At 64.8% G+C, this 19,588-nt stretch carries 21 protein-coding genes; 2 read left to right on the top strand and 19 right to left on the bottom strand.

The window, feature by feature from the left end:
• Positions 1 to 671 precede the first annotated feature (671 nt).
• Positions 672 to 1,139, top strand: coding sequence for a hypothetical protein (locus H7J86_RS33145; protein WP_267296338.1), 468 nt, complete (start codon positions 672 to 674; stop codon positions 1,137 to 1,139).
• Positions 1,140 to 1,354: 215 nt separating this feature from the next.
• Here the strand turns inward: H7J86_RS33145 and H7J86_RS33140 are convergent, their stop codons facing one another.
• The 5 genes from H7J86_RS33140 to H7J86_RS33120 form a co-directional block, all read right to left on the bottom strand.
• Positions 1,355 to 1,501, bottom strand: a complete 147-nt coding sequence (locus H7J86_RS33140; protein WP_267296336.1) for a hypothetical protein — start codon at positions 1,499 to 1,501, stop codon at positions 1,355 to 1,357.
• A 901-nt stretch (positions 1,502 to 2,402) separates the two neighbouring features.
• Positions 2,403 to 2,639 carry a hypothetical protein gene (locus tag H7J86_RS33135; RefSeq protein WP_267296334.1) on the bottom strand — a complete coding sequence of 79 codons (237 nt, stop codon included), beginning with the start codon at positions 2,637 to 2,639 and terminating at the stop codon, positions 2,403 to 2,405.
• A 56-nt stretch (positions 2,640 to 2,695) separates the two neighbouring features.
• Positions 2,696 to 3,067: a hypothetical protein gene (locus H7J86_RS33130; protein WP_267296332.1), complete on the bottom strand. Its 372-nt coding sequence runs from the start codon at positions 3,065 to 3,067 to the stop codon at positions 2,696 to 2,698.
• Between the two features lie 422 nt (positions 3,068 to 3,489).
• Positions 3,490 to 4,236: an Rv3717 family N-acetylmuramoyl-L-alanine amidase gene (locus H7J86_RS33125; protein WP_267296330.1), complete on the bottom strand. Its 747-nt coding sequence runs from the start codon at positions 4,234 to 4,236 to the stop codon at positions 3,490 to 3,492.
• A 564-nt stretch (positions 4,237 to 4,800) separates the two neighbouring features.
• A complete protein-coding gene (locus H7J86_RS33120) occupies positions 4,801 to 6,774 on the bottom strand; it encodes a hypothetical protein (RefSeq protein WP_267296328.1) in 1,974 nt (657 codons plus the stop codon).
• 197 nt (positions 6,775 to 6,971) lie between these two features.
• Between H7J86_RS33120 and H7J86_RS33115 the strand changes: the two genes are divergently transcribed.
• The gene (locus H7J86_RS33115) at positions 6,972 to 7,418 is read left to right on the top strand and encodes a helix-turn-helix domain-containing protein (RefSeq protein WP_267296326.1); all 447 of its coding nucleotides are present in this window, start codon (positions 6,972 to 6,974) and stop codon (positions 7,416 to 7,418) included.
• Between the two features lie 49 nt (positions 7,419 to 7,467).
• Here the strand turns inward: H7J86_RS33115 and H7J86_RS33110 are convergent, their stop codons facing one another.
• From H7J86_RS33110 to H7J86_RS33045, 14 genes are all read right to left on the bottom strand, one after another.
• Positions 7,468 to 7,731, bottom strand: coding sequence for a hypothetical protein (locus tag H7J86_RS33110; RefSeq protein ID WP_267296324.1), 264 nt, complete (start codon positions 7,729 to 7,731; stop codon positions 7,468 to 7,470).
• A 271-nt stretch (positions 7,732 to 8,002) separates the two neighbouring features.
• Positions 8,003 to 8,392 carry a transcriptional regulator gene (locus H7J86_RS33105; protein WP_267296322.1) on the bottom strand — a complete coding sequence of 130 codons (390 nt, stop codon included), beginning with the start codon at positions 8,390 to 8,392 and terminating at the stop codon, positions 8,003 to 8,005.
• Between the two features lie 386 nt (positions 8,393 to 8,778).
• Positions 8,779 to 9,003: a hypothetical protein gene (locus tag H7J86_RS33100; protein WP_267296320.1), complete on the bottom strand. Its 225-nt coding sequence runs from the start codon at positions 9,001 to 9,003 to the stop codon at positions 8,779 to 8,781.
• A complete protein-coding gene (locus H7J86_RS33095) occupies positions 8,996 to 10,537 on the bottom strand; it encodes a PE-PPE domain-containing protein (protein ID WP_267296318.1) in 1,542 nt (513 codons plus the stop codon). The genes H7J86_RS33100 and H7J86_RS33095 overlap by 8 nt, the downstream gene beginning before the upstream one ends.
• The gene (locus H7J86_RS33090) at positions 10,534 to 12,747 is read right to left on the bottom strand and encodes a cellulase family glycosylhydrolase (protein WP_267296316.1); all 2,214 of its coding nucleotides are present in this window, start codon (positions 12,745 to 12,747) and stop codon (positions 10,534 to 10,536) included. Before H7J86_RS33090 ends, H7J86_RS33095 begins: the two co-directional genes overlap by 4 nt.
• 541 nt (positions 12,748 to 13,288) lie before the next feature.
• Entirely contained in the window at positions 13,289 to 13,732 is a 444-nt protein-coding gene (locus tag H7J86_RS33085; protein ID WP_267296314.1) for a hypothetical protein, read from the bottom strand.
• 224 nt (positions 13,733 to 13,956) lie between these two features.
• On the bottom strand, positions 13,957 to 14,115 hold the full coding sequence (locus H7J86_RS33080) for a hypothetical protein (RefSeq protein WP_267296312.1): 159 nt from the start codon (positions 14,113 to 14,115) through the stop codon (positions 13,957 to 13,959).
• A gap of 47 nt (positions 14,116 to 14,162) precedes the next feature.
• A complete protein-coding gene (locus tag H7J86_RS33075; RefSeq protein WP_267296310.1) occupies positions 14,163 to 14,543 on the bottom strand; it encodes a hypothetical protein in 381 nt (126 codons plus the stop codon).
• Positions 14,544 to 14,584: 41 nt separating this feature from the next.
• Positions 14,585 to 14,872, bottom strand: coding sequence for a hypothetical protein (locus tag H7J86_RS33070; RefSeq protein ID WP_267296308.1), 288 nt, complete (start codon positions 14,870 to 14,872; stop codon positions 14,585 to 14,587).
• Between the two features lie 244 nt (positions 14,873 to 15,116).
• A complete protein-coding gene (locus H7J86_RS33065) occupies positions 15,117 to 15,788 on the bottom strand; it encodes a metallophosphoesterase family protein (RefSeq protein WP_372517364.1) in 672 nt (223 codons plus the stop codon).
• 6 nt (positions 15,789 to 15,794) lie between these two features.
• The gene (locus tag H7J86_RS33060) at positions 15,795 to 16,091 is read right to left on the bottom strand and encodes a hypothetical protein (protein ID WP_267296305.1); all 297 of its coding nucleotides are present in this window, start codon (positions 16,089 to 16,091) and stop codon (positions 15,795 to 15,797) included.
• A gap of 104 nt (positions 16,092 to 16,195) precedes the next feature.
• A complete protein-coding gene (locus H7J86_RS33055; protein ID WP_267296303.1) occupies positions 16,196 to 17,944 on the bottom strand; it encodes an FtsK/SpoIIIE domain-containing protein in 1,749 nt (582 codons plus the stop codon).
• On the bottom strand, positions 17,941 to 18,708 hold the full coding sequence (locus tag H7J86_RS33050) for an HNH endonuclease family protein (RefSeq protein WP_267296301.1): 768 nt from the start codon (positions 18,706 to 18,708) through the stop codon (positions 17,941 to 17,943). Before H7J86_RS33050 ends, H7J86_RS33055 begins: the two co-directional genes overlap by 4 nt.
• A gap of 201 nt (positions 18,709 to 18,909) precedes the next feature.
• Complete coding sequence (locus tag H7J86_RS33045) at positions 18,910 to 19,587, bottom strand: chymotrypsin family serine protease (protein WP_267296299.1); 678 nt, start codon at positions 19,585 to 19,587, stop codon at positions 18,910 to 18,912.
• Position 19,588 lies beyond the last annotated feature (1 nt).

Here is a 19,588-nt window from a genome sequence, read left to right as displayed (position 1 = left end):
CTTCGCCGGGAGCTGGGGCCGGGCTACGCCCGGCGGTCGGAACGGCCGCCTGCGGCGGACCTCGATGTACTCTAGTTACGTTGTCCTGCAACGGTTTTCGAGTGGTCAATACGGGTATTGGGCTCCGCCCAATGCGCCATACCTGAATTATGTTGAACTGTAACGGTTTTCGAAACATACGACCGCTCACGGCTCCGCCGTACGCTCAACATCAAACCTACTGTAATGCAACGTGTTACGAGAGCAGCACCGTGCGCCGGCTGCGCCGCGCCTGTCCCCTCACCCATGCCTACATCCTATCAGTATTTGCTGGAACTATCACCGATCCACACATCCCCGCGTCAGACGCCGGCTCACGCCGGCCCCCTCCCCACCATGACACACGCCCCACCAACCAACCCACCGCCACCCACGGGCTACGCCCTAAAAACCATCAGCAACACAACGCAGCATTTACACCACCGGTGGCACCTCGATCACACCGCTCCGCCTCACGGTTCCCACACTGAAGGAATTGTGCTGACAGCGCGCCCGTCAGACGCTCGAACAACGCTGGCCACACGAGGTACCGGCTTACGAGCCACCACGAACCCCCACAGCCTGAACGGCGCGAATTCTGGCGCGTTTCCGGGTCTTTCGTTGGAGGTCTTCACATCGGTAGCCTGGAGAGTGTGAACATCGCGATCAGACGTATGAGAACCGTGACCGAGGCGCGCAACGGGTTTCACGCGCTGCTCGACGACGCTACTCACGGCGTAAGCACACACGTCATCCAGGGCGCCAAGGTTAGGGCGCACATCGTGCCGGCCAACGCGCCTGTCGTCGACCCCGTGTTAATGAACGAAATGCTCGCTGCCTTCATTACTGAGCAGGCGGCAGCGATAGCAAGCTCCAGTGACGCAAAAGAAGGTACGTCATGGACAGCGCCAGATGTCGTGGGCAGGATGTTCTCCTGGACATGGCTCACTGATCCCGCTTTGTTCGACAACGCAGTTTCAGCATTCCGCGAGGCACTCCGTGAGCAAACCGGACGATCGATCGATCTCGGCGAGATATGGGAAGGATTGTCGCCTGGGCTAACCGCCCATCTCAGCGATAGCGACATTCCCCAACTTCGCGCCCACCTCCGGCTTGCGTGAGTGGCGTACTAGAGAACGCACCGGCACGGAACGTTCAGATTCAGTTTCAGTTCCGCTGTGCCTGTTTAGTTTTCGGCGAGGTCCCACAGCGCATCCATCGTGCCCGACGGCCGGGCATGTACACCCGCGCACGCTGTGTGTCTGCGTCATTCGAAGGTCGTTCAAGCGTGATTGGCCCCTCACCGTTCCGGCGAGGCGGCTCACTCCCCGGCCCGTCAGGCTGTGTGTTTCTCGACAACCCAGTCCCAGTAGCCGAGGTTGGTTTCGTCGTTCTGGACCTCGCCCTTCCAGTCGCGGCGGGGATACTCTGTGCACTCTCCCCACACGCCAAGCTCGTCGATCAGGCGTTCTTTTAAGGTCATAAGACGGTTTGAGCTCCTTCCGTGGTAGCTAGCCGATGAAGTGCATAAGCGCCCACACGGACCCGATCACGATGGCGTACGCCAATAGTCCTCGGACCAACCGTATGGCAATGCGTAGGGGCCGCAGCACCAATCGCCGCGCCGCGCGTATCGTCCGCAGTGTTACGTGTGCTGCCGCCCCCGCCGACGCCGTCACGGTCACGTACGACGAGTGAGGGTCGACACGGTTGATGACCGTGTCGAAGATGTCGGAGATCGCCATCAGATACCTTCCCTCTGGTCTTGGTGGATGGACGTCATTGCTCGAAGACGCGTTAGGCGGATGTGCTGATACCCAAACGCTCTGGGGGCGCAACGGTCACGGCGTCGAAGAGGCTTAGTTGGCGGCGGGGCGCGTCCCACCCCAGGACCACGGCACCGTCAAGGACTCCGTCCTCGACGGCCTCGCGCAGTCGTGCGGCGCACGCGTCGCCGTAAGCGATGAGTGCGGTGGCCATCGGTGCCGATGGTCGGCCGCTCGCTACCTCGGACGGTGCAGGTGAACGTAAGCGGCCATAGACGAATACGACCGCTGTGGCTTTCGCCCACACCTGTTCGGCGAACCACCTCGAGTCGGGCCGCGCAGGAGTCAGCGCGATGCCCCCCTCGCCGTGGTCCGCCAGGCGCGCCAACCATTGCGGTCTCGTGGCAGGTGGTGGATTGAGCCACACGACTCCGCTCCATGGCACACGCAATCCGTTCACAGAAGCGCCGGTGATGCACCGCGCTGCGGTGGGCCACAGTTGCGGCCCAGGCGGAGGACATGGGTCCAGATCGAAGGGCCCAAGTGCTTCGACGAGCCAGCGCGGAGCCAACGCCGCGGTGGCGCACTGGCGCGCTGAGCGGCTTGTGCCTTTCACGGTCACGATCGAGGCCCTGGTGACAGTGGGGTGAGTTCGTCGGCGAACACCTGCACGATGGCGCCGGTCGCTTCGGACTTCACCTCGTAGATGTGAAACGGGCTATCGGTGGGGACGCCGTCTGTCGGACCGAGACGTCTGATGACGCTGACCTCACCTTCGGCCTCACACACCGCGGCCTCGGCTGTACCAGCGAGGAAGAGGGCGCGGTCACCCGGGTCGAGCTGAGGTTGTGCCATCGTCTTCGCTCCATTTCGCCTGTGGGATGGGACGCCTCGTCGATCGAAGCGCGGGGCTACCAGGGGGTATCGAAAACGACCTGTTGGACGAATAGCCACTCGCCGGCGGCGGCCGCGTCGCGCGTTGCGAAGGTGGGCTGCTCGTCGAATGGTCGGGGATCGCAGACGATGCGCCATTTCAGGTCGCTGAAGTTTCGGCTGACACAGCCGCATCCACCGTTGGGCCACAAGGTTTCGTGTACGTACCACCCGCCATGCCGCCATGCCTCGTAAGTGAACTGGCTGGGCGGCTGCCCGCTCATGCGGTGCTTGGCCATGGCCAGCGGGCTCACGTATAGGCCGTTCTGCAGCTGGAACCACCCGCTCTGTAGTTCGGCACTCTTGTGGTGATCGGGTATGGATGCTGTGTCGATCGTGTTGTTGGACAACTGGTCACTCCGCTTATCGGTGATCTCGACGGTTGCGTACAGCGTTCGCAGAACGTGGTTGCAGCGTCGAATCATGGGGCATCACAATGAGCGCTCGGATGCACATGAAACTGGTCATTCACATCTCGTCACTGCTCTGCCTCCGTTGGTCGCTCCGCCCGGACAGTGTCGCGAGCTGCGGGTCCGCAGCTGTTGCGCGACGCGTTTCCAGGCGCTGTTTTTGAGCGACGCGGCGGCGGATCCCGACTGACGCAGAAGCCTCTGTCCGGTACGGCGGGGCACTCACCCGGGCCGCCGCACCGTCATGCGCTGCGCCGGCGAGGATTAGCAACCTTTCACCGCCGGTGTTGCCCCGGCATCACTGCCGTTGATCTCTCGGCCCGTTGCATATCAGCGGTGTCGTGCGCTCGGTGCGACAATTCTCAGCTGTGGCCGGCCTTTTGGGCGCGCAGAAACGCGACGATGCCGTTCACGACGGCGTCTGCGTAGCGTTGCCGGCCGGCCGCGCTCTCCATGGCGCTGGCCTCTGCTGGGTTGCGCATGTTGCCGAGTTCGATCAACACCGCGGGATACTGCGCGAGGTTGAGGCCGGTGAGATCGGCTCGACCGTAGAGGCCAGAGCGGCCGATGTAGTTGGCCGGGGAGAACCCCGCGGCGACGAGCTGGTCCCGCGTCTGAGTGGCCAACTCGAGGGCTGGCCCCTTCTGTGCTTGGTTGAGGGGCGGGTCGGAAAAGTTGACGTGAAACCCGTTGCCGGTGGGCGGTCCCCCGTCGGCGTGGATGCTGACGATGGCATCGGGCTGCAATCCATTTGCCGCAACGGCTCGGGCGTCCACACACGGCCCTACCGAGGTGTCGTCGCCGCGCGAGAGAGCCGATCGGATACCGAGGTCCGTCAGTGCTGCCCGCACACGCAGCGTGGTGTCCCAGGTGAAGGAATGTTCCGGATAGCCGTCGGCGGTGGCGGTGCCGGAAGTCTGACAGTCCTTGGTTCCGCCTCTGCCGGTGGGGACCTGGCGGCTGATTGAAGCATCGTTGGACCCGTTGTGACCGGGGTCGAGGAAGACGATCATGCCGGCGACGTCGGAGTCAGCTGAGGCGGCTGGCGGCGCTAAAAGAGTCAGGGCAACCATCGCCACTGCCCCGAGTGCAGCGAACGCGTTCGTCATGGGCTTCCCTCCTCACTGCTTCCCGCAGTATGCCCGTGCGGCAGGCCCGTCCGGGCCAAGGCAGCGGCTCCAAGGAGCGGTTTGTTGGTGCCCGGGGCTACGAGTCCTCGACGCCGAAGGCGTGGGGTGGCAGCCAGAGGGTCATCAGTAGACGAGACCGCTTGTTGGCGCTGCCGGCCGGCATCTGTACGCAGGCGAGCCAATCGCCGTCCGACGCAGCCACGCGACCTGCCGGGCGGCCATGTGCGGTTCCAGCCACAACCCTGCGGCCCTGAGGCCGAGTGCCAGTTCGTCCTTCCTGGTGCTCGATGGCGGGAACACTTGGGTGACGTCGACAGTCACTGCCCTGTCAACGTGCAGCAGAGTGGGGTAGCCATCCACCTCCCACTGTTCGAACATAGTTTCGATACTGCCAGATGTGCGGCCGTTTGCGAAGCGTCGCACCGAGCGAAGGCCGTCGAGGCCTTCACCGGTGCGCGCAGCACACCAGTACGCCGGTGCCTCAGAAGGCTGGCCACGGGGCCCTTGCGCTCCCGTGGCCAGCCTGCGCCGAGTCGCTTGCCCTTATGCCGCTGCGGCGTGCTTGCCCGCCGCGTGGCGGCCACCACCGGCGGCGCCCTGTGACGCGCTGCTGGCGTCACTATCTGAGGCGGTCTTGTGGGATGCACCCTCGTCGCGGCGATGACGGCCTCCGGACTCCGCGGAAGACGTATCCGCGCCGGAGGACGAGCCGGCAGCAGGAGCGGTCGCGGTCGCGCTTCGTGCCGGAGAGGCGGCATGACGCCCGTAGGTCTCTGTCGTCTTGCCTTCTGCGGGTGCTGCTGCGCTGGAGGCGCCGCGCTTCGGTTTCACGGCCGCCGGCTCCTCCGACTTCTTGGCGGTGGCGCCGGCGAGGTCAGTTTTCTCGGAAGGCGTTGTTGCCGAGGGCGCATCTGTGCGTGGCGCGGCGGTCTGCTGCTCGGTGCCGGATGCCTGCGATGAGGTACCCGAGTCCGTCTTCGGCGTGGTTGAGGATGCCACAGCGTCGACATCGGCAGTCGTGACGCTCTCCGACGTGGGCGTGGCCGCGCTGTCCGCAGGTTGTGTCTTTGCCGGTGCGACCAGTGGATGGGTCACGTTGCGGGCGCCGCTGTCATCAGCACTTGCGCCCCGCGCGGCGGCGATGTCGGCCTTGGTGGTGCTCAGGGTGACGGTGGCTGCGGATGATTTCGATGAGGTGACCCATCCTCCGATGGCATGGCCGACGTCGATCGCGGTAGCGATCGCGTTGAGTGTCGTCTTGGTGGCCAGTGCCGCCACCGTGACTGCTCCGGTGACGACCGTCGCGAGATTGTTGGGCAGGCCGGCGATCAGCGGCGAAAGACCTGCGGCCCGAAGCAATCCGGACGCTGCTGTCGCAACACCGGACACCAACGAGTTGACCACCTGGGCGCCGGGTCCGGTCAGGTCTGCGGCGAACCGGAACGGCATCGAGGCGAACGCTGTTGCGGTATTCACCACCGATCCCACGGTGCTGCCGGCGGCGCCGACCAAGATCGACACGGCCTTGGTGTAGCTGCCAAGGCTGAGTGGCTCTTGGCCGATGGCGCTTACTGCCTTGATGACTGCGCCCGGCGTGCTGCCGCTGCCCAGCCACGTACCTACGATCGCGTTGGCCCCGCCGGCCAGATGTTCCAGTGCGGATACCCCCGCATTGGTCACTGCTGAGGCGATTCCGTTCACGCCGGCGACGATGGCGCTGACCGGCGCCGAGACGATGCCCTGGATGGCGGTGAGGGTGCCGTTGATGAGAGCAATGTCAGTGACCGTCTTACCGACGTCGAGCAGGTTATTCACCGCGTCGAGCGCGTTGGATACCTGCGCTGTGACGCCCTGGACAAGGCCGTTGGCCAGGTGCAGTCCCGTGGTGCCGAGTTGACTCAGGCCGGTGATACCAGCCTGTAGCGCCAAGCCGGCGACGCCGAACGGGGTGTTGAGCAGGCCGATGTAGCTCGAGGCCGCCAGCGGGTTGTTCACAACGCTGGCCACCGCTTGCGCCACCGTTCCGACGGTGCCGGTGACGGTCGAGGTGAGCAGCTCGGCAACTTGACCGGTGGTCAGGGCGATGTCGTCGCCGGCCGCGCCCACTGTGTTGGTGAGTTGAAGCAGCGCGCCACCGGAGGCGGCCTTGAGTGCGACGAGAACAGCGTTCAGGGTGGGGCTGCCGGCGGACGCTGCGATGAGCTGATCCCAGAGTGAGGTGTTGAGTCCGGCCGCGGTGCTCAACACGCTGGTGAGGGTGTGGCTGGCGTTGTCGACGAGCGCGGTCACGGTGGAACCGGCACCCTCCAAGGCGGCGTTGAGGTTCGCGGTGAGGGCGGCGACGTCGCGCGGGGAGATCGCCGCGGCGAGATGCACCTCCGACACGCTCACCTGGGGCAAATGAACCGGAACCCCGAGCGGGTGCTGGCCGGTGGCGATCACGGGGCTCAGCGCGATGGCACCGGCCATGGTGACCGCGATACCGGTTTTGAAGAAGGGACGGACGGATAGTTCCACGGGAGCCTCCACGGGATGATCGATTGGACACAAAGAGCGGCGAAGCCGCTGGTCAGACGTGCGCAGCGTGAACCTCTGACGCTGATGATACGTTAAGCGCGTACGCTATAACACTGCGTTATAACACTCTTTTTACGCAATACAGCGATGGTGCGAAGAGTCTGTGCGGTTATGAGCGACACTCGGATGGCCACCGCATGAGCCGACGCGTTCTGCGCGGCTTCGACGCCGCCGCATTCGCGACGCTGCGCCGCGAGCGGGGATTCAGCGTCAGCGACCTGGCTCGGCTGTCTGGGGTATCGCTGGGCACCATCCACCATTGGGAGTCCGGGCGGCGCACGCCGCAGATCGACATCCTGGCTACCGTGATGACGGTCCTGGCGGCCCCGATCGGTGCCGTTGTACTCATTGAGGAAGATCAGCGTTTCCCCGGCGATTGGCGGGTCCTGAAGGGGCTCACGCAGCCTCAGCTGGCTGCACAGGCTCAGCTGTCCACCGCGGCCGTGCAACGGATCGAGCTCGGGGAACACCCGCTGTCGGACGCCAACGCCCACACATTGTCTGGTCTGCTGGGCATCAGCCCACAGACCTACCGCGACGCCTATCACCGTGCCCGCCAACGTCCCCCCGGTACGTCCTGCTGACTTGTTCCACCGTGTTGTTGCCAATTCAGTAGTCATCGCGCCACTGTCTTCACTGCGGTGCCGCCCCGAAGAATTGCCGAACCCATTCGGGACCGAAAGTGCCGAAACGGGCGGGATCGTCAACGAACACCTGGGTCTCGGCTCCGCCGGCGGCGGTGGTGATCATTACGACCGGTCCACCAAGCTCGTTGCCGACGAACACGACCGGCTTGACGGGCTCACCAGGGTAGGTGACGTTGACTCTGTACGACAGCTGTCCGGCGACACCGTTGTTCCGAACGATTTCCCCCAACGTCGGTGTGACATCGCCCATTTGAGTTCATCCCCCCGCTGTTGGACCGTCGCCGATACGCTGGCGCAGCGCTTGTGCGCTGTGTCGCCAACCTAGGAGATCGTCACCGCGCGGTCGCGGACATCTGCGTGTCGGCGGCGACTTTCTGGCCTGACGCGCCGGCAATCTGATCGGAGGAACCAGCCGGCGACGTCAGTGATTCAACGGTCAGTGACTGCAACTCGATCACTCCCCGCAACCGCATCCGCGTCCGCCGATCTACTGACCACTGCTCGGTTCAACGGCTACTTGATCAGTCGGCCGTCTGCTCCACGCCCGCAAGCGCCAATTCACAAGTCTCAGGGCCTAACTCAAGCAAGGTGGTGGTCAGCTTCCGGACGACCGGATCGCGAGCCAACTCCAACCAGTGCAACTCGTCCTCCAACCGGCTCAGGTACGCGCTGTCTTCGCCGGTGAAATAATCGCTTCGGACACCGAAGAATCCAGCGATGAGCTCCACCGTCTGCCGGGAGGGCTGCGCGCGTTGCCCTGTTCGCAGCTGCGAAAGATACGGCGCCGACAGCTTCAATCCCTGATCGGACAGCGCACGGACCAGCTCGGAGCCGGCGAAGGGGCCTCGCCCGGGCGGGTAGACGGTGTCAAAGAGGCGGTTCAGTCGTGCGGCGAAGGTATCCGAATCCACCAGTTGGACCGGCTGTCGCGGGCGTGGCCGCCCGGGTCGCCGCGTCACAGCGCGAACCGATTCGGACATGAATGCTCTCCCTCGCGACACGTACATCTATCTTCCCCGCCGGGCTGACACGCGCGCGGCTCCCGTCGTCGATCGCCGCGAGCTCGTCGGGCGCCAGCATTACCGAAACGACATCGGAGGAAGTTTCCGATCGGGGTGCCTAACGTGGCCCCGACTACTACGAAGACAATCACCGAGACGGTCAGGACGAAACCCACCCCCGCCGACCCACTCGCCGTAGCGATGGCTATGGCCATCAGGATCCTCCTCGTTGGCTCAGGGCGGGACCAGGAATGGGCGTTGGTCCGGTACCTACTGAAAGGGGGCCGCCCGCGGCGTCACAGCCCGTCATGGGAGACCACCAGCGGCCAGCTGAGGTCGCAGCCGGCCCTCACGGCGTGGACCTGAGCGTCTTGGATCGCTGCGGCCTTGAGGATCCGTGAGCGTTCGGCGAGCTCGCCGCAGGTGCAGTACGCACGCCACCGGATGCCTGCGGGGACGACGCTGACCTGACCTGGCTGCGGCGCCCTGACTGTGATGCTGGTGGTTTCCGGCTCAGTCATCGGCGGACTCGCTTTTCTTCTCGCCCTTCGGGTCACCGTTGGCCGCCGTGGTGTCTGCGCGCGGTGCATGTGCAGCCTGCCGGTCCATGCCGTTGGCTGCCCCGTCCCTGGTGCCGCTGTCGACTGGACGGGGCTGCTCGCTCGTTGACGACGGGGAATGTCTACGGCTGGGTGGATGTCGGAGGCCACGCTTCTTCTCAGTGTCACCGCTGTTGGAGGACGCCTCGGGATCAGATGTGGCCAGATCATCCTTCGCATCCGGGCCGGAATCCGCCCGTGTCGCAGGTGATTTCGGTGCGGCTGTCGCCTGGCTGGTGCTCACTGATGCCGCGGCGGATGACCAGGAGCCTGGCACTGCCGGCGACGTCCTCAGTGCCTGCGCTGTGTCGGTGGTGGTCAACGTGGTGGACACAGGGACCGGTGGTGCGGCGGTGGCGGTGGTGGGTCCTTGTGCCCCTGCGGTCGGCACCGGCTTGTCCGCTGCGTTGGCCGCGGTGATACCGGTCTCCGTCGTGCCGTCGGGTGGTAGGAAGGTTGCGGTGGAGGCCTTCCACTGGGCGGTCGCCACCTTCACCGCTGCCTGCGCCTTCCGCAGCGCCACACCGGCCTGGTCGGCCATCGTCGTCATCGCGTCGATCGACGCCACGAACAGTTTCTGAGCCACTGCGGCCACGTCCGGGTACGGCTGAGGACCGTACGCCGAGTCAATGATGGGTTTGAGCACCTTCTGGAGCTTCTGCAGCGTCGGGTCATTCACCCCGACGGCCTGCAGTGGCCGCAAGATGGGCAGCAGACCCGAGGCCGGGATGAGGTAGCGCGTCGTGGTCGCGCCGAGGGAATTGACCGTCACGGTGACATTGGCGGCGGGGATGCTCGCCAGATCAACGTTGTATGACCAGGGGTTGTGGTAAGTGAGCGCGCCGAGGAATGCGTTGGCGACAGCGAACAGGTTGGCTTGCTGGACGGGCCAGTCGCTGAGGCCCTCGTACTGGTAGGCGATGACGATGGTGTCCCAGGGGCTCTCGGCCGGGGCAGAGACGAACGTCAGACCCGGCAGCCGAATCCCCTTGTTACGCCCCATGATGCCCTCGGCGCTACTCGGATCGGCCACCCTGACGAACAGGAAGTCCACCTCGGAACCCGAGGCGATCGCCGCTTGTTCGACCACGCTGGAGACGATGTTTCCCTGGGAGACACCGATGAGGACGACCCGATTCCCGACCGGAACACCACCGAGTGCGGCAGCGAGTGCAGCGACACCGGTAGCGACCGACGGGTCCAACGCGATGCTGCCTACGACCGGGAAGAGCGACGCTTCGTAGCCCAGTTGCAGGGCGGTGGTCCCGAATCCCGTCAGCGCCGCACTGATCGCGCCGAGCGACACCGTGGATTCCGGGGCGGGATGGTTGCGGGTGCCGGACAGAAAGAACACCGAATCCTCGGCATGCGCTGTCGGGAGGGGCGCGATGGCGGCCGCGCCCATCACCAGTGCGCATCCGGTCGTCGCGAACCACTGGCGACGCCGACGGCTCACGAGTCGGCCTTGGGCTGCTTCGGCGAATCGGCGCGGTCAGCCCGCGCGTGCCGGGGGCCGGGCTTGGTGGTGCCGTCTTTTCTGTCGCCGGAGGCGGCACGGGTCTGGGTCGACGACACGGTCGAGGTGGTGTCGGCCACCGACGATTCGGCGGATTCTTTGCGGTGCTTGGGTGCGCCCTGCGGACGCTTTCCCGTCGAGGTGGCCGAGTCTGCGGGGTCAGGCCTCGTCGGTGACGTCTGATCGGGTTTGGTGGACGATGCCTGATCGGTCTCCGCGGGCTTCTGTGTCGACGCCGCCTTCGGAGTGGCGGGCGAGGCCTTCGGTGTCGAAGACGACTTATCGGACGTCGACACGTCTTCGGAGTCAAAGGCTTCCGGATCTGAATTCGCCTCCTGGGCTGTAGCCGCCGGCACTGGCGTGGCCTCGGGAAGGCTTGTCGACGGCAGCGTCGCCGCCTGTGTCGGCTCGGCTGTCTTGGGTGCCTCGGCGGTCAGTCGCCGCAAGGTGAGCTGGGTGCCGTGCAGCGCATCAGCTAGGGCCGACTCGACACCACGCACGGCGCCCGCGACGGTGAGCTGAGTGTCGCGCACATTCTCAGCGATGCTGCGCTCAGCCGGGTGCACATCCGCAGTGGCGACCGTGTCCTGCTGTGTGAGGGCGGGTTTGGCCGTCGCCTTGGGAACGGCAACGACATTGGTCACGTTGATCAGTGCCTGAATGCCGGCCTGCACCATCGGACCCATCGCCGTCACCACGGCCGCCACACCTTTGGTCACGATGTTGGCCAGGGCGGTGAATGCCCGCCTGGCGGGTGCGGGCATCTCGTTGTATACCGCGGCGACGATCGCGTTCGGGATGATCAGCCCCGTGTTGACCAGGCCGAAGGCAATGGAGGCCAGCTGCAGGTAGGCGTCACGCGCTTGGGACAACTTGGGTGCTGTGTAGTCGGGCAGCGTGCCGCCCGCGTCCAGCTCGGCGATCAGCTTGGCCAGCAACAGTGCGGCCGGTTTGGGTGTGCCGTCGCTGTTGAACAGGCCGAAGTTGGCTTCGGCGTTCAGCGCTCCGGTCTGAATGTCTTGGGCGGTGTAGACGAACGACGGGCCGGTAAACGGCAGCCGATTCCAAGCGGTAACGAAGTCCTGCAGGAACTGCGCCTGTTCGGCCGTGGTCAAGCCGATGCCCGGAGTGGTGGCGTTGCCGAACTCGGTCCCCCAAATCTTCAGATCCCCGTCGCCATTGGCAACCATGATCGAGTAGAGGGTCTGAATCTGCTGCAGTGCTGCATTATTCACGTCTGCGCCAGCACTGAAAGGCAACGAAGTGCCGTACGGGTGATAGGACAGCGCGTCGAAGTATCCGGCCGCGCCAGCGGCGTACATCTGCTCCAGGAACTTCTGGGGGCTCACGCTGACGCCGCCGATGTTGCCGGTCGCTCCGAGCGCGCCGGCGAGCACGATCGCGTCCGGGTTGGCGGCTTTGATCGCGGTGTAGGCGGCCTTGAGGACCTCGGTGTATTTGGCCGCGCTCACCGGGGCGAAGAACACCACCCCGTTGGGTTCGTTCCAGACTTCGTAGGCGCCGATCTTGGTGCCGTAGCGCGAGGCGACTGCCGATGCGAAGGTGGCATAAGCGGTCGGGTTCGGTGCTCCTGCGAGCGGAGTGCCGTCCCATTTGGGGTTCCCGCTGATGGCTCCGGTGATCGAGAATCCCATGGAGGATGCGGTGTCGACGACGCTGTCCATCTTCGACCAGTCATAAGAGGTCGCGCTGGTTGGCTGGATGTACATCCAGGGCACCGCGATACGCAGATCGGTGACCCCAAGGCTCTTCATGTCGTTGAGCCGATCGACGAGCTCGTCCTGGCTCAGGTTGTATAGATTCGAGTCGGCCACACCGACCGTCGCCGAGGTATCGCTGATCTCGGCCACAAGCTGGACAGCGACATGATGCTGAGCCGGCCCGCCCGCCTGCGCGGTGAGCATCGTCGAGGCCGGCTGGCCAATGGTAGCGCCGGCGAACACGGCGAACGCCACGGTACCGGCAGCGAGTTTGGCGCGAAGAAGAGGTGTCGGCGTGGTGTTCAGCGCCGGTTCGATGAGGTCCAGCATGAGGATTCCCTTGCAGTCGTTGTCCATACCCCCGCCGATCGCGTGGCGCGGTTCGTGGTCCGGTGGTTCGAGGTGAGCGGACCGTCGCGGGCCGCTCATGCCGGGGAACCTAACAACGCCTCATGAGGCCGGCGCGACACGACACTTCTACTGGGCATAAAGTTGGATCGGCCCCACATACACTGCGGCGTCTCGGTTTTCGCGCCGTGACTGGTGCTCGCCTAGGATCAGAAAGCGTCGTCGGAGTCGACGGCCGAGACGAGTCGCCGACGCTCACCGGCACCAGTGTGTGTGGTGGCCGACGTCGCGCTCAGCTCTGCCCAGTACGCAACGTTCAGCTCCAGCGTTAGGCGGCGCAGCTCCCCCTTCACGCGGGGGAGACGCACAAGACAATCACGGTGGCCTGACGCCCGACGCGCATCCCGGTACCAGGTTTGAAGTCCGGTTGGCGAGCAAACCCCGGTCGTCATCGTCGCTGCCTTGCCATCCCAGACCGGCTATCGCTGGTTCTGGTTGGTTGGTCGCGGAACGCCGAACCGTAGGGTCCCAAAAAGTACGCTAGTCACGCCCGGCTGCGGGCAGGCATGCAACGACTCTGGTTCAGACTTCCCCGACGATCCCAGTCGCGCTAGCGCGGACGCTACCGCTCGCGGGGAGGCGAACAGTCGCTGGCTATGTCGTTGATTCGAGCTACCGCGTTTGTGTGAGCGGCGGTGGACTGTCCTGCGAACATGCCAAGGCCCCGCAGCCGATCGAGCTGGGCCTCGCTGGTCGAGCCGATGCGGGTCGTGCGAAAGTTCTGGCTGCGGAATTGTCCGGCCAGCTCCCGCGCAGCCTCCGCGTCGATGTTCATCAACGCGAGGACCAGCGTCGCGGTGACTACCTCCTGGCCCTCGTCATTGGTGCTCGTATCGACTCGGGTGAGGTTGTCGATGCCGCTCGGCGGAATACCGACAACGACAGCGTGGCGCGAGAAGTGTTGTTGCAGCTCTTGGTTGACGATGGCGACGGCGTCGGTGAGACGTTCGGTGGTGAGCTGATCAGCGGTGAACAGTTCGACGTGCGCCTGTACTGGTATCAGCACTGACCGACCCCCTCTCTGGCCCGCGTCCGACCAATCTGTGTCAATGCTAGCGGTGGAAGGTCTTCAGGACGACGACCCGGCGGGGACAACACGCTCCTCCCTTCCGCGCGGGTGCGGCCAAGGGGAGCCCACACAACCTCATCGGGGCTGTCCTCACCGCAGGCAACCGGACCCGATGAACCACAGTGGCCCGCGGGCCGAGCCCGATCGACCGAAGAATGCCGTTAAGTGATCGCCTCGTTGGAGATGACCTCGATGGCGTCCGGTATCGATGAGTTGGGCACACACTCCTCGATCGCCTCGACCTCTTCGTCGCTGAGCGGACGTCGAGCCCAGGCTTCTAGTTGCTCTCTGCTGAGGGTGATCCCTCTTCTGGTGTCCACTTGCGTACATTCCTTAATGTCGTGCGTAGAAAGATTCCACCCGGCGGTCAAGCCGCGTGCAGGGCGGGATTCCAGCCGGCGCGGGCCGCTGCTGTGAGGCAGGCGACGAAGTCCGCCGTAGTGCCGCCGTCCTCTGGCCCGGACGCGACCGACAGGCGGCGGCTCACCTGGTGGGCCTCGATCACGGTGATCTCGTCGAGGCACATCTCTTGCCAGCCGTGGTCGTCTTCGGTGGGATAGCTGGAGTACTCCCCTGATCCGTAATGCGTGAGGCCGATCTGCCCTGGCACGTAGTACAGGCCATCACTGAGCGCCGCGCGCACCGCCTGAATGTCGGCCTCGGTGAGCTCGCCCTGCACGTGAATTTCGCCGTGCACCTTCCAATTCGAAGCGTCGCGATACATCGTGGGTACGACGGTGATCTTCATGGCCTTCCCCTTTCCGTCTGGGTTCGACGCCGCGGGTTGCATCACGGCGCAGGTCTTGCGTTGCAATCGCGGGGTGTGACGACAACGGTGAAGTGGTTGACCGTCTCCACCCGCACGCCGAATTGGCGTTCCAGCGCTGCGAGAACATCGACGCGGTAGGCCCACTGAAACGGCCCGGCCTCCCAGCAGATGACATACGGGGCACCGTGCCCTTCGCTGACCCCCGCGCACACCTGGGCGCCGGCATCGGCTGCATGTTCACCCACGTGAGTCGGGATGGCGGCAGCTGCCTGTTCGGCCAGATCCCGAATCCCGAACCGAGCTGTCACACTACGTTCCCATCGCCTGTCCGCGAGTCAGATAATGCATGTGTTCGCCGGGGACCGCGCCCAGTACAGAGGCTGTGTGTCCCAGAGTCTTTGGCTGCTCTCGCGATCCTCAATGCGTTCCTTCCTCGCCCGTCGGTCCGTCGCCTGTGGCTGATGCTCACACGACCACTGCGGACGACCTGAGAGGCGCGGACGTGTCGCGGACACTTTCGGTTGGCGCATGAGTGCGGCGCCGCAATGTGTCTCACGTAGCGAAGGTCACGATTCGGGTTCCCTGCACGTATTCGATGCGGGTTGGACCGAACGCTGTCATCGGTGACCGCGGGTAGGTGTGCCCGTGAACCAGGAGCCGTAAAGGTCGTGTTTCGATCCAGGTCCGCAATGCGTCGATACCTTGGTGTGCGGGGTCCTGGTGATCGTTGATCCCTCGCGGTGGGCAGTGGGTGACGAGGACATCGGCAGCCGGTAGCTGTTGCACCATCAGCCGATACTCTTCTTGGGTGTAGAGGATGTCGCTGGTCCCGGTCTTGTAGCGGACACATCCCTCGAGTCCGGTGAACGTCACGCCCATCACGTCGACAGCGGTCAGATGCAGGTTGGTGAATCCCATGTCGTCCAGATACGCTCCGTCGCAGTGGTTTCCGTAGACGCCGAGCGTGGGTCGGCTTGTCTGCGTCAACCCTCGGAGGTCGCCCGAGAAGAGGTCCCCCGCCAGCACTACGACGTCGACAGCTTCGGCGTCGAGGAAGCCTTCGACGTCACTGGGGAGTTCTGGCGCCATGTCGGCAATGACGAGCAGTCGTACTATCCGTGAGGGCTCAGGCGCTCGCAGTCGTTTGGCGACATTTGCAGCCCGGTTGCCCCATGACTGCTTGGTGCCACCGGTGTTCCCGCTGCGGGCGCTGCTGAGAGTCATCGGCCGTTACCCCAGGCCTTTCGCGGTGATCGCCGACCGGATGCGGGATAGGGAGACCGTTCTGTCGGTGAGCATGGCCCAGCTCTCCCAGTTGTCGAGGGCCTGTTCTACGTCGGCGAACGATACTCCGGGGCGGCTGATGGAAAGCGTGGTCCCGTTGTCGGGCCGTCCTGCGCTGGCGATGACCGCGATCAGCTGCCCTTGGTCGCTGAAGTGCTGCTCGCGGCGGAATCTGAGCTGGTAGGGGCGACGGTCTCCGTCGTCGTCGATGAAGTCGTAGGCGATCCCGTAGTCGATTTCCATGGTTGGTTCCTTCCGATGGCGTTTCTTCACGAGCCGGCAGCTCGGGCTCTACCCCTGGGGACGGCAGGCGTGCCGCTATTTATTCGGTTGTCCCAGAGTTGGTTTCATGTTGTGGGGTCGCCGCCGCTGGTGACGGGAGGTTGCTCCGGAGGCGCCGCGGCAGGTTGTGTTGGGGGGCGGCTGAGTTCTCGCAGTGCTCCGTCGTCGTCGGTTCCGCGAAGATGGCCGTTGTAGTCATCGCGGCTCTTGTCGTACTGGAACATCTGCGGGTCCGGGGTGCCGTCGTCGAGGTCGAGGTTGACCATCTTGAGGGCGTTCAGTTCGGCCATGGGCAAGGTCGCGAACTCTGGATCCTCAACACGGAACCACTGCCGACTGTAGAGCTTCGGGACTTTCCGAGAAACGTTGTCGCGGTAGGTTCTCCAGGGCCCGCGGATACCTTCTGGGACCTTCGGGCCGTCGATGTCGGTGCCGGGCGTATAGCTCCAGTACGACTGAAACTCCTTCACCGAAGCGGTCTCCGGCACTGCGACCAGGCCGCGGCCTTGCGACTCGGGGCTGATGAGTTCGCCGACTCGTCGGGCCTTCGGTTCCATCTCCTGGGTGAACGCCTGCTTCAGTGTCATGTCGCTCGGCGGGCCAAGGGTGATGATGAGCTTGCACTGCCCGAGGATGTCGCGGGGGATGGTCCGGGCGTAGAGATCCTGGGTGGACAGCATCATGTGCATGCGGAATTCGCGGCCCACCTTGAACATCACGCGCAGGTCCTCGACGAAGGCGTTGTCTTTGCCGGGGTGTTCCTCGTATAGTCCGGCAACTTCGTTGCGCATGGTGGCGAACTCGTCAAGGATGATGGCCCACGCAGGAAAACCCATGGGGTCGGGGTGGCCGGCCGTTTTGCGCTCCTGTGCGACCCGGCGGCGGCGGGACAGCTCCTGCACTGCGGCGTGGACGAGCCGCGGATGTTCGGCCGGGCTGGAGGTGATCATGACCATCTGCGCCTCGCCGTTGAGACTCGTGTAGTCGGTCCCCTTGCCGTCGCCAGCCAGGATGGGTATGCCTCCCGCGCGCATCTGTTCGATGATGCCTCGCACGAAAACGCTTTTGCCGGAGCCTGTTCCACCGATAATCAGCCAATGGTGGTAATCCTTGAGCGCATATTCGAGCCGCTCCCCCAGTTCGTCGACGCCGATGCCGATGCTGAACTTGTCGTAGCGCCGGATGGCGTCCTCGGGGCTGGCGACGATCACGTCGGGCAGTGGGGGCGCCACCCACGGAGGGAACGGCTTCTTACGGGTGACAGTGACTTGGTCGCGGGCGGAGTCGACGTCGACGAGCCAGTCGCCGGCGACTGCACCCTGCAGCCGTTGGGAGACCATGGTGGCGTTGCGCCGGTCGGCGAGATATCCGGGGACGATGGCACGCAGGGCGTAGGACATCAGCCTGCCAGTGGTGTCGTCGTAGTGCACCGCTGTGTCAAGGAGCTCGAAAGGGAATTTTCCCGAGAGCAGCTGTCGGATTCGGTCGATGTCTCCGCCGCCGAGCACGACTTGCGGCCCCGGCGCGGGCGTGGGTTCGGCGGGCGCCGGTGCTGGCGTGTTGTGCTCTTGGCTTTTGTGGGTGGTGGGGGTTGGGCGTTGGAAGACCCATCCGGCCCCCAGGGACGTCGCGATGACGGCCGGGATCCACAGCAGTGAGGCGAATTCGACGTAGTGAGGGTGACCCAGCCGACCAATCATGTACAGCAGCAATCCGATACCGGCCAGGAGCAGGCAGCCGCCGGTGAGACTGCGGCTGGGCGTGAGCCAGTAGGACTGGGCGTGGCGCGGCTGCGGCACCTCGGGGTGAGTCATGGCGCCTGACCGCACGCGGTGACCGCGGCGGCCTTGTCGGACGTCGTGATGGGCAGCTGGTAGGCCACCACGACGCTCAGGTAGCGCAGGACATACGGGCACTGTTGTGCGGCGTTGGGCGGCAACCATTCACCGGGCCCGAGGTCTTGCTTGGACTGGTTGGCGTGGGCCGACACGGCGAGCAGGTTGCTTTGATCGTTGGCGAACTGTTGCCGCCGGGCTGCAGACCATGCCCACGCTCCGGCGTTGAACGCCCGATGAAGTGGCACGACGTGATCGATCTGGGTTTGCGCCAACGTGATTCGCTGCCCGGAGTACGGGTCGATGAGCCAGCCGGAGGTCACCTTGCAGTTGCGTGTGCCCGGCTTGAAGGTGACGTCGTGCAGCTGGGCGGCCAGCACGGTGTTACGACTGTCGCACCCCGTCGTCGACGCCGGATCGTTCCACGCGGGACCGAAGACGCATCCTTCCTTCTGCCCGGTCTGCTTGTCGGTGCCGCATCCACGTTCGTAGCCCGGGGCAGGGTCGATCCGGTCGACGACGCTCACCCGCGCGATAAGGTCATTGAAATAGTTCAACTGTGCGGGTGGCGTTGCAATCGTGACGGCTGGTTGCGCCGCAGAGGGGCGCATCTCCCAGACGCCGTACCCCCCGAGCATCAATGCCAGCGCCACCACGGCGGTGATGATGCGCGTGCGCGCCCCGAACCGTCTCCCACCCCGTCTCGGTGCGCCCGTCAAGGCGTCGAGTAGCAGCCCTGTCATGCAACCCCCTCTGTGTGCCCCGGATCGCTGTGGAGGGCGATCCTCGTCGCGGCCCATTCTGGGTGCGCGAGAGGACGCCTCGGGTGAGGCTGAGGTGTTGCGCGCCAGATATTTTGGCTACTCGAACCCATACGAACCAAGACGCCCCAGCGATGTGGGAGCGGGCAACATCAAGGGATTCGAGGGCTGGCGCCGCTTAGCTCAGTTGAGGCTGAGGTTCCACTTGTCGAGCCACGGCCCGATCAGTTCGGCCACGGGAAATCCGTCATCGGAACTGGCCCTGATGGTGATGCCGACCGCAAACGCCGTGCCGTCCTCTTTGAGCCCGTAGACAGGACCACCGGAGTCTCCCGGGGCGATGTCGGCGGCGAACTTGACCTTCGACGACGAGGCCTCGACGACTCGACCGCACGAACGGCCCGTGGCCACCCCGACCTTGCAAAGCCACATTCCCTCGGCGACGCTGGACGCGAACCCGGTCACTGGCAGCTTGCCGGCGATGTTTGGGTCGAGCTTCAACGCCCCGGTCAGACTCATCACGGCGACGTCGGTTTGATCACCAGCGTTACCGGCGTACTGGCTGACCACGAAGTTGGCAGCGGGCACAAGTCGCCCGTCGACGGCCGAGTTCACCGCGGCGGTGTCACCGGTGTCGCAGTGGCCCGCAGTAAACAGGACCGGCGCGCCACGCTGGTTGTGAGCAACGAAGCCAGCGGTACAGATCGAGGGGTCATCACCGATGATCTCCATGCCTGCGCCCGGGTAGAGCGCGGACACCGCGGGCAATGGCCCAGCGTGGGCAGGGCCGGTGGGAGCGACCATCACGCACGCGCCGGCAACTACTACTGCCGCCAACCGCCGCAGTCGGTGCGAACTCATT

Source organism: Mycobacterium hackensackense (assembly GCF_025822555.1).
GTDB classification, from domain to species: domain Bacteria; phylum Actinomycetota; class Actinomycetes; order Mycobacteriales; family Mycobacteriaceae; genus Mycobacterium; species Mycobacterium fluoranthenivorans.
This window is presented reverse-complemented; position numbering and strand designations above follow the sequence as displayed.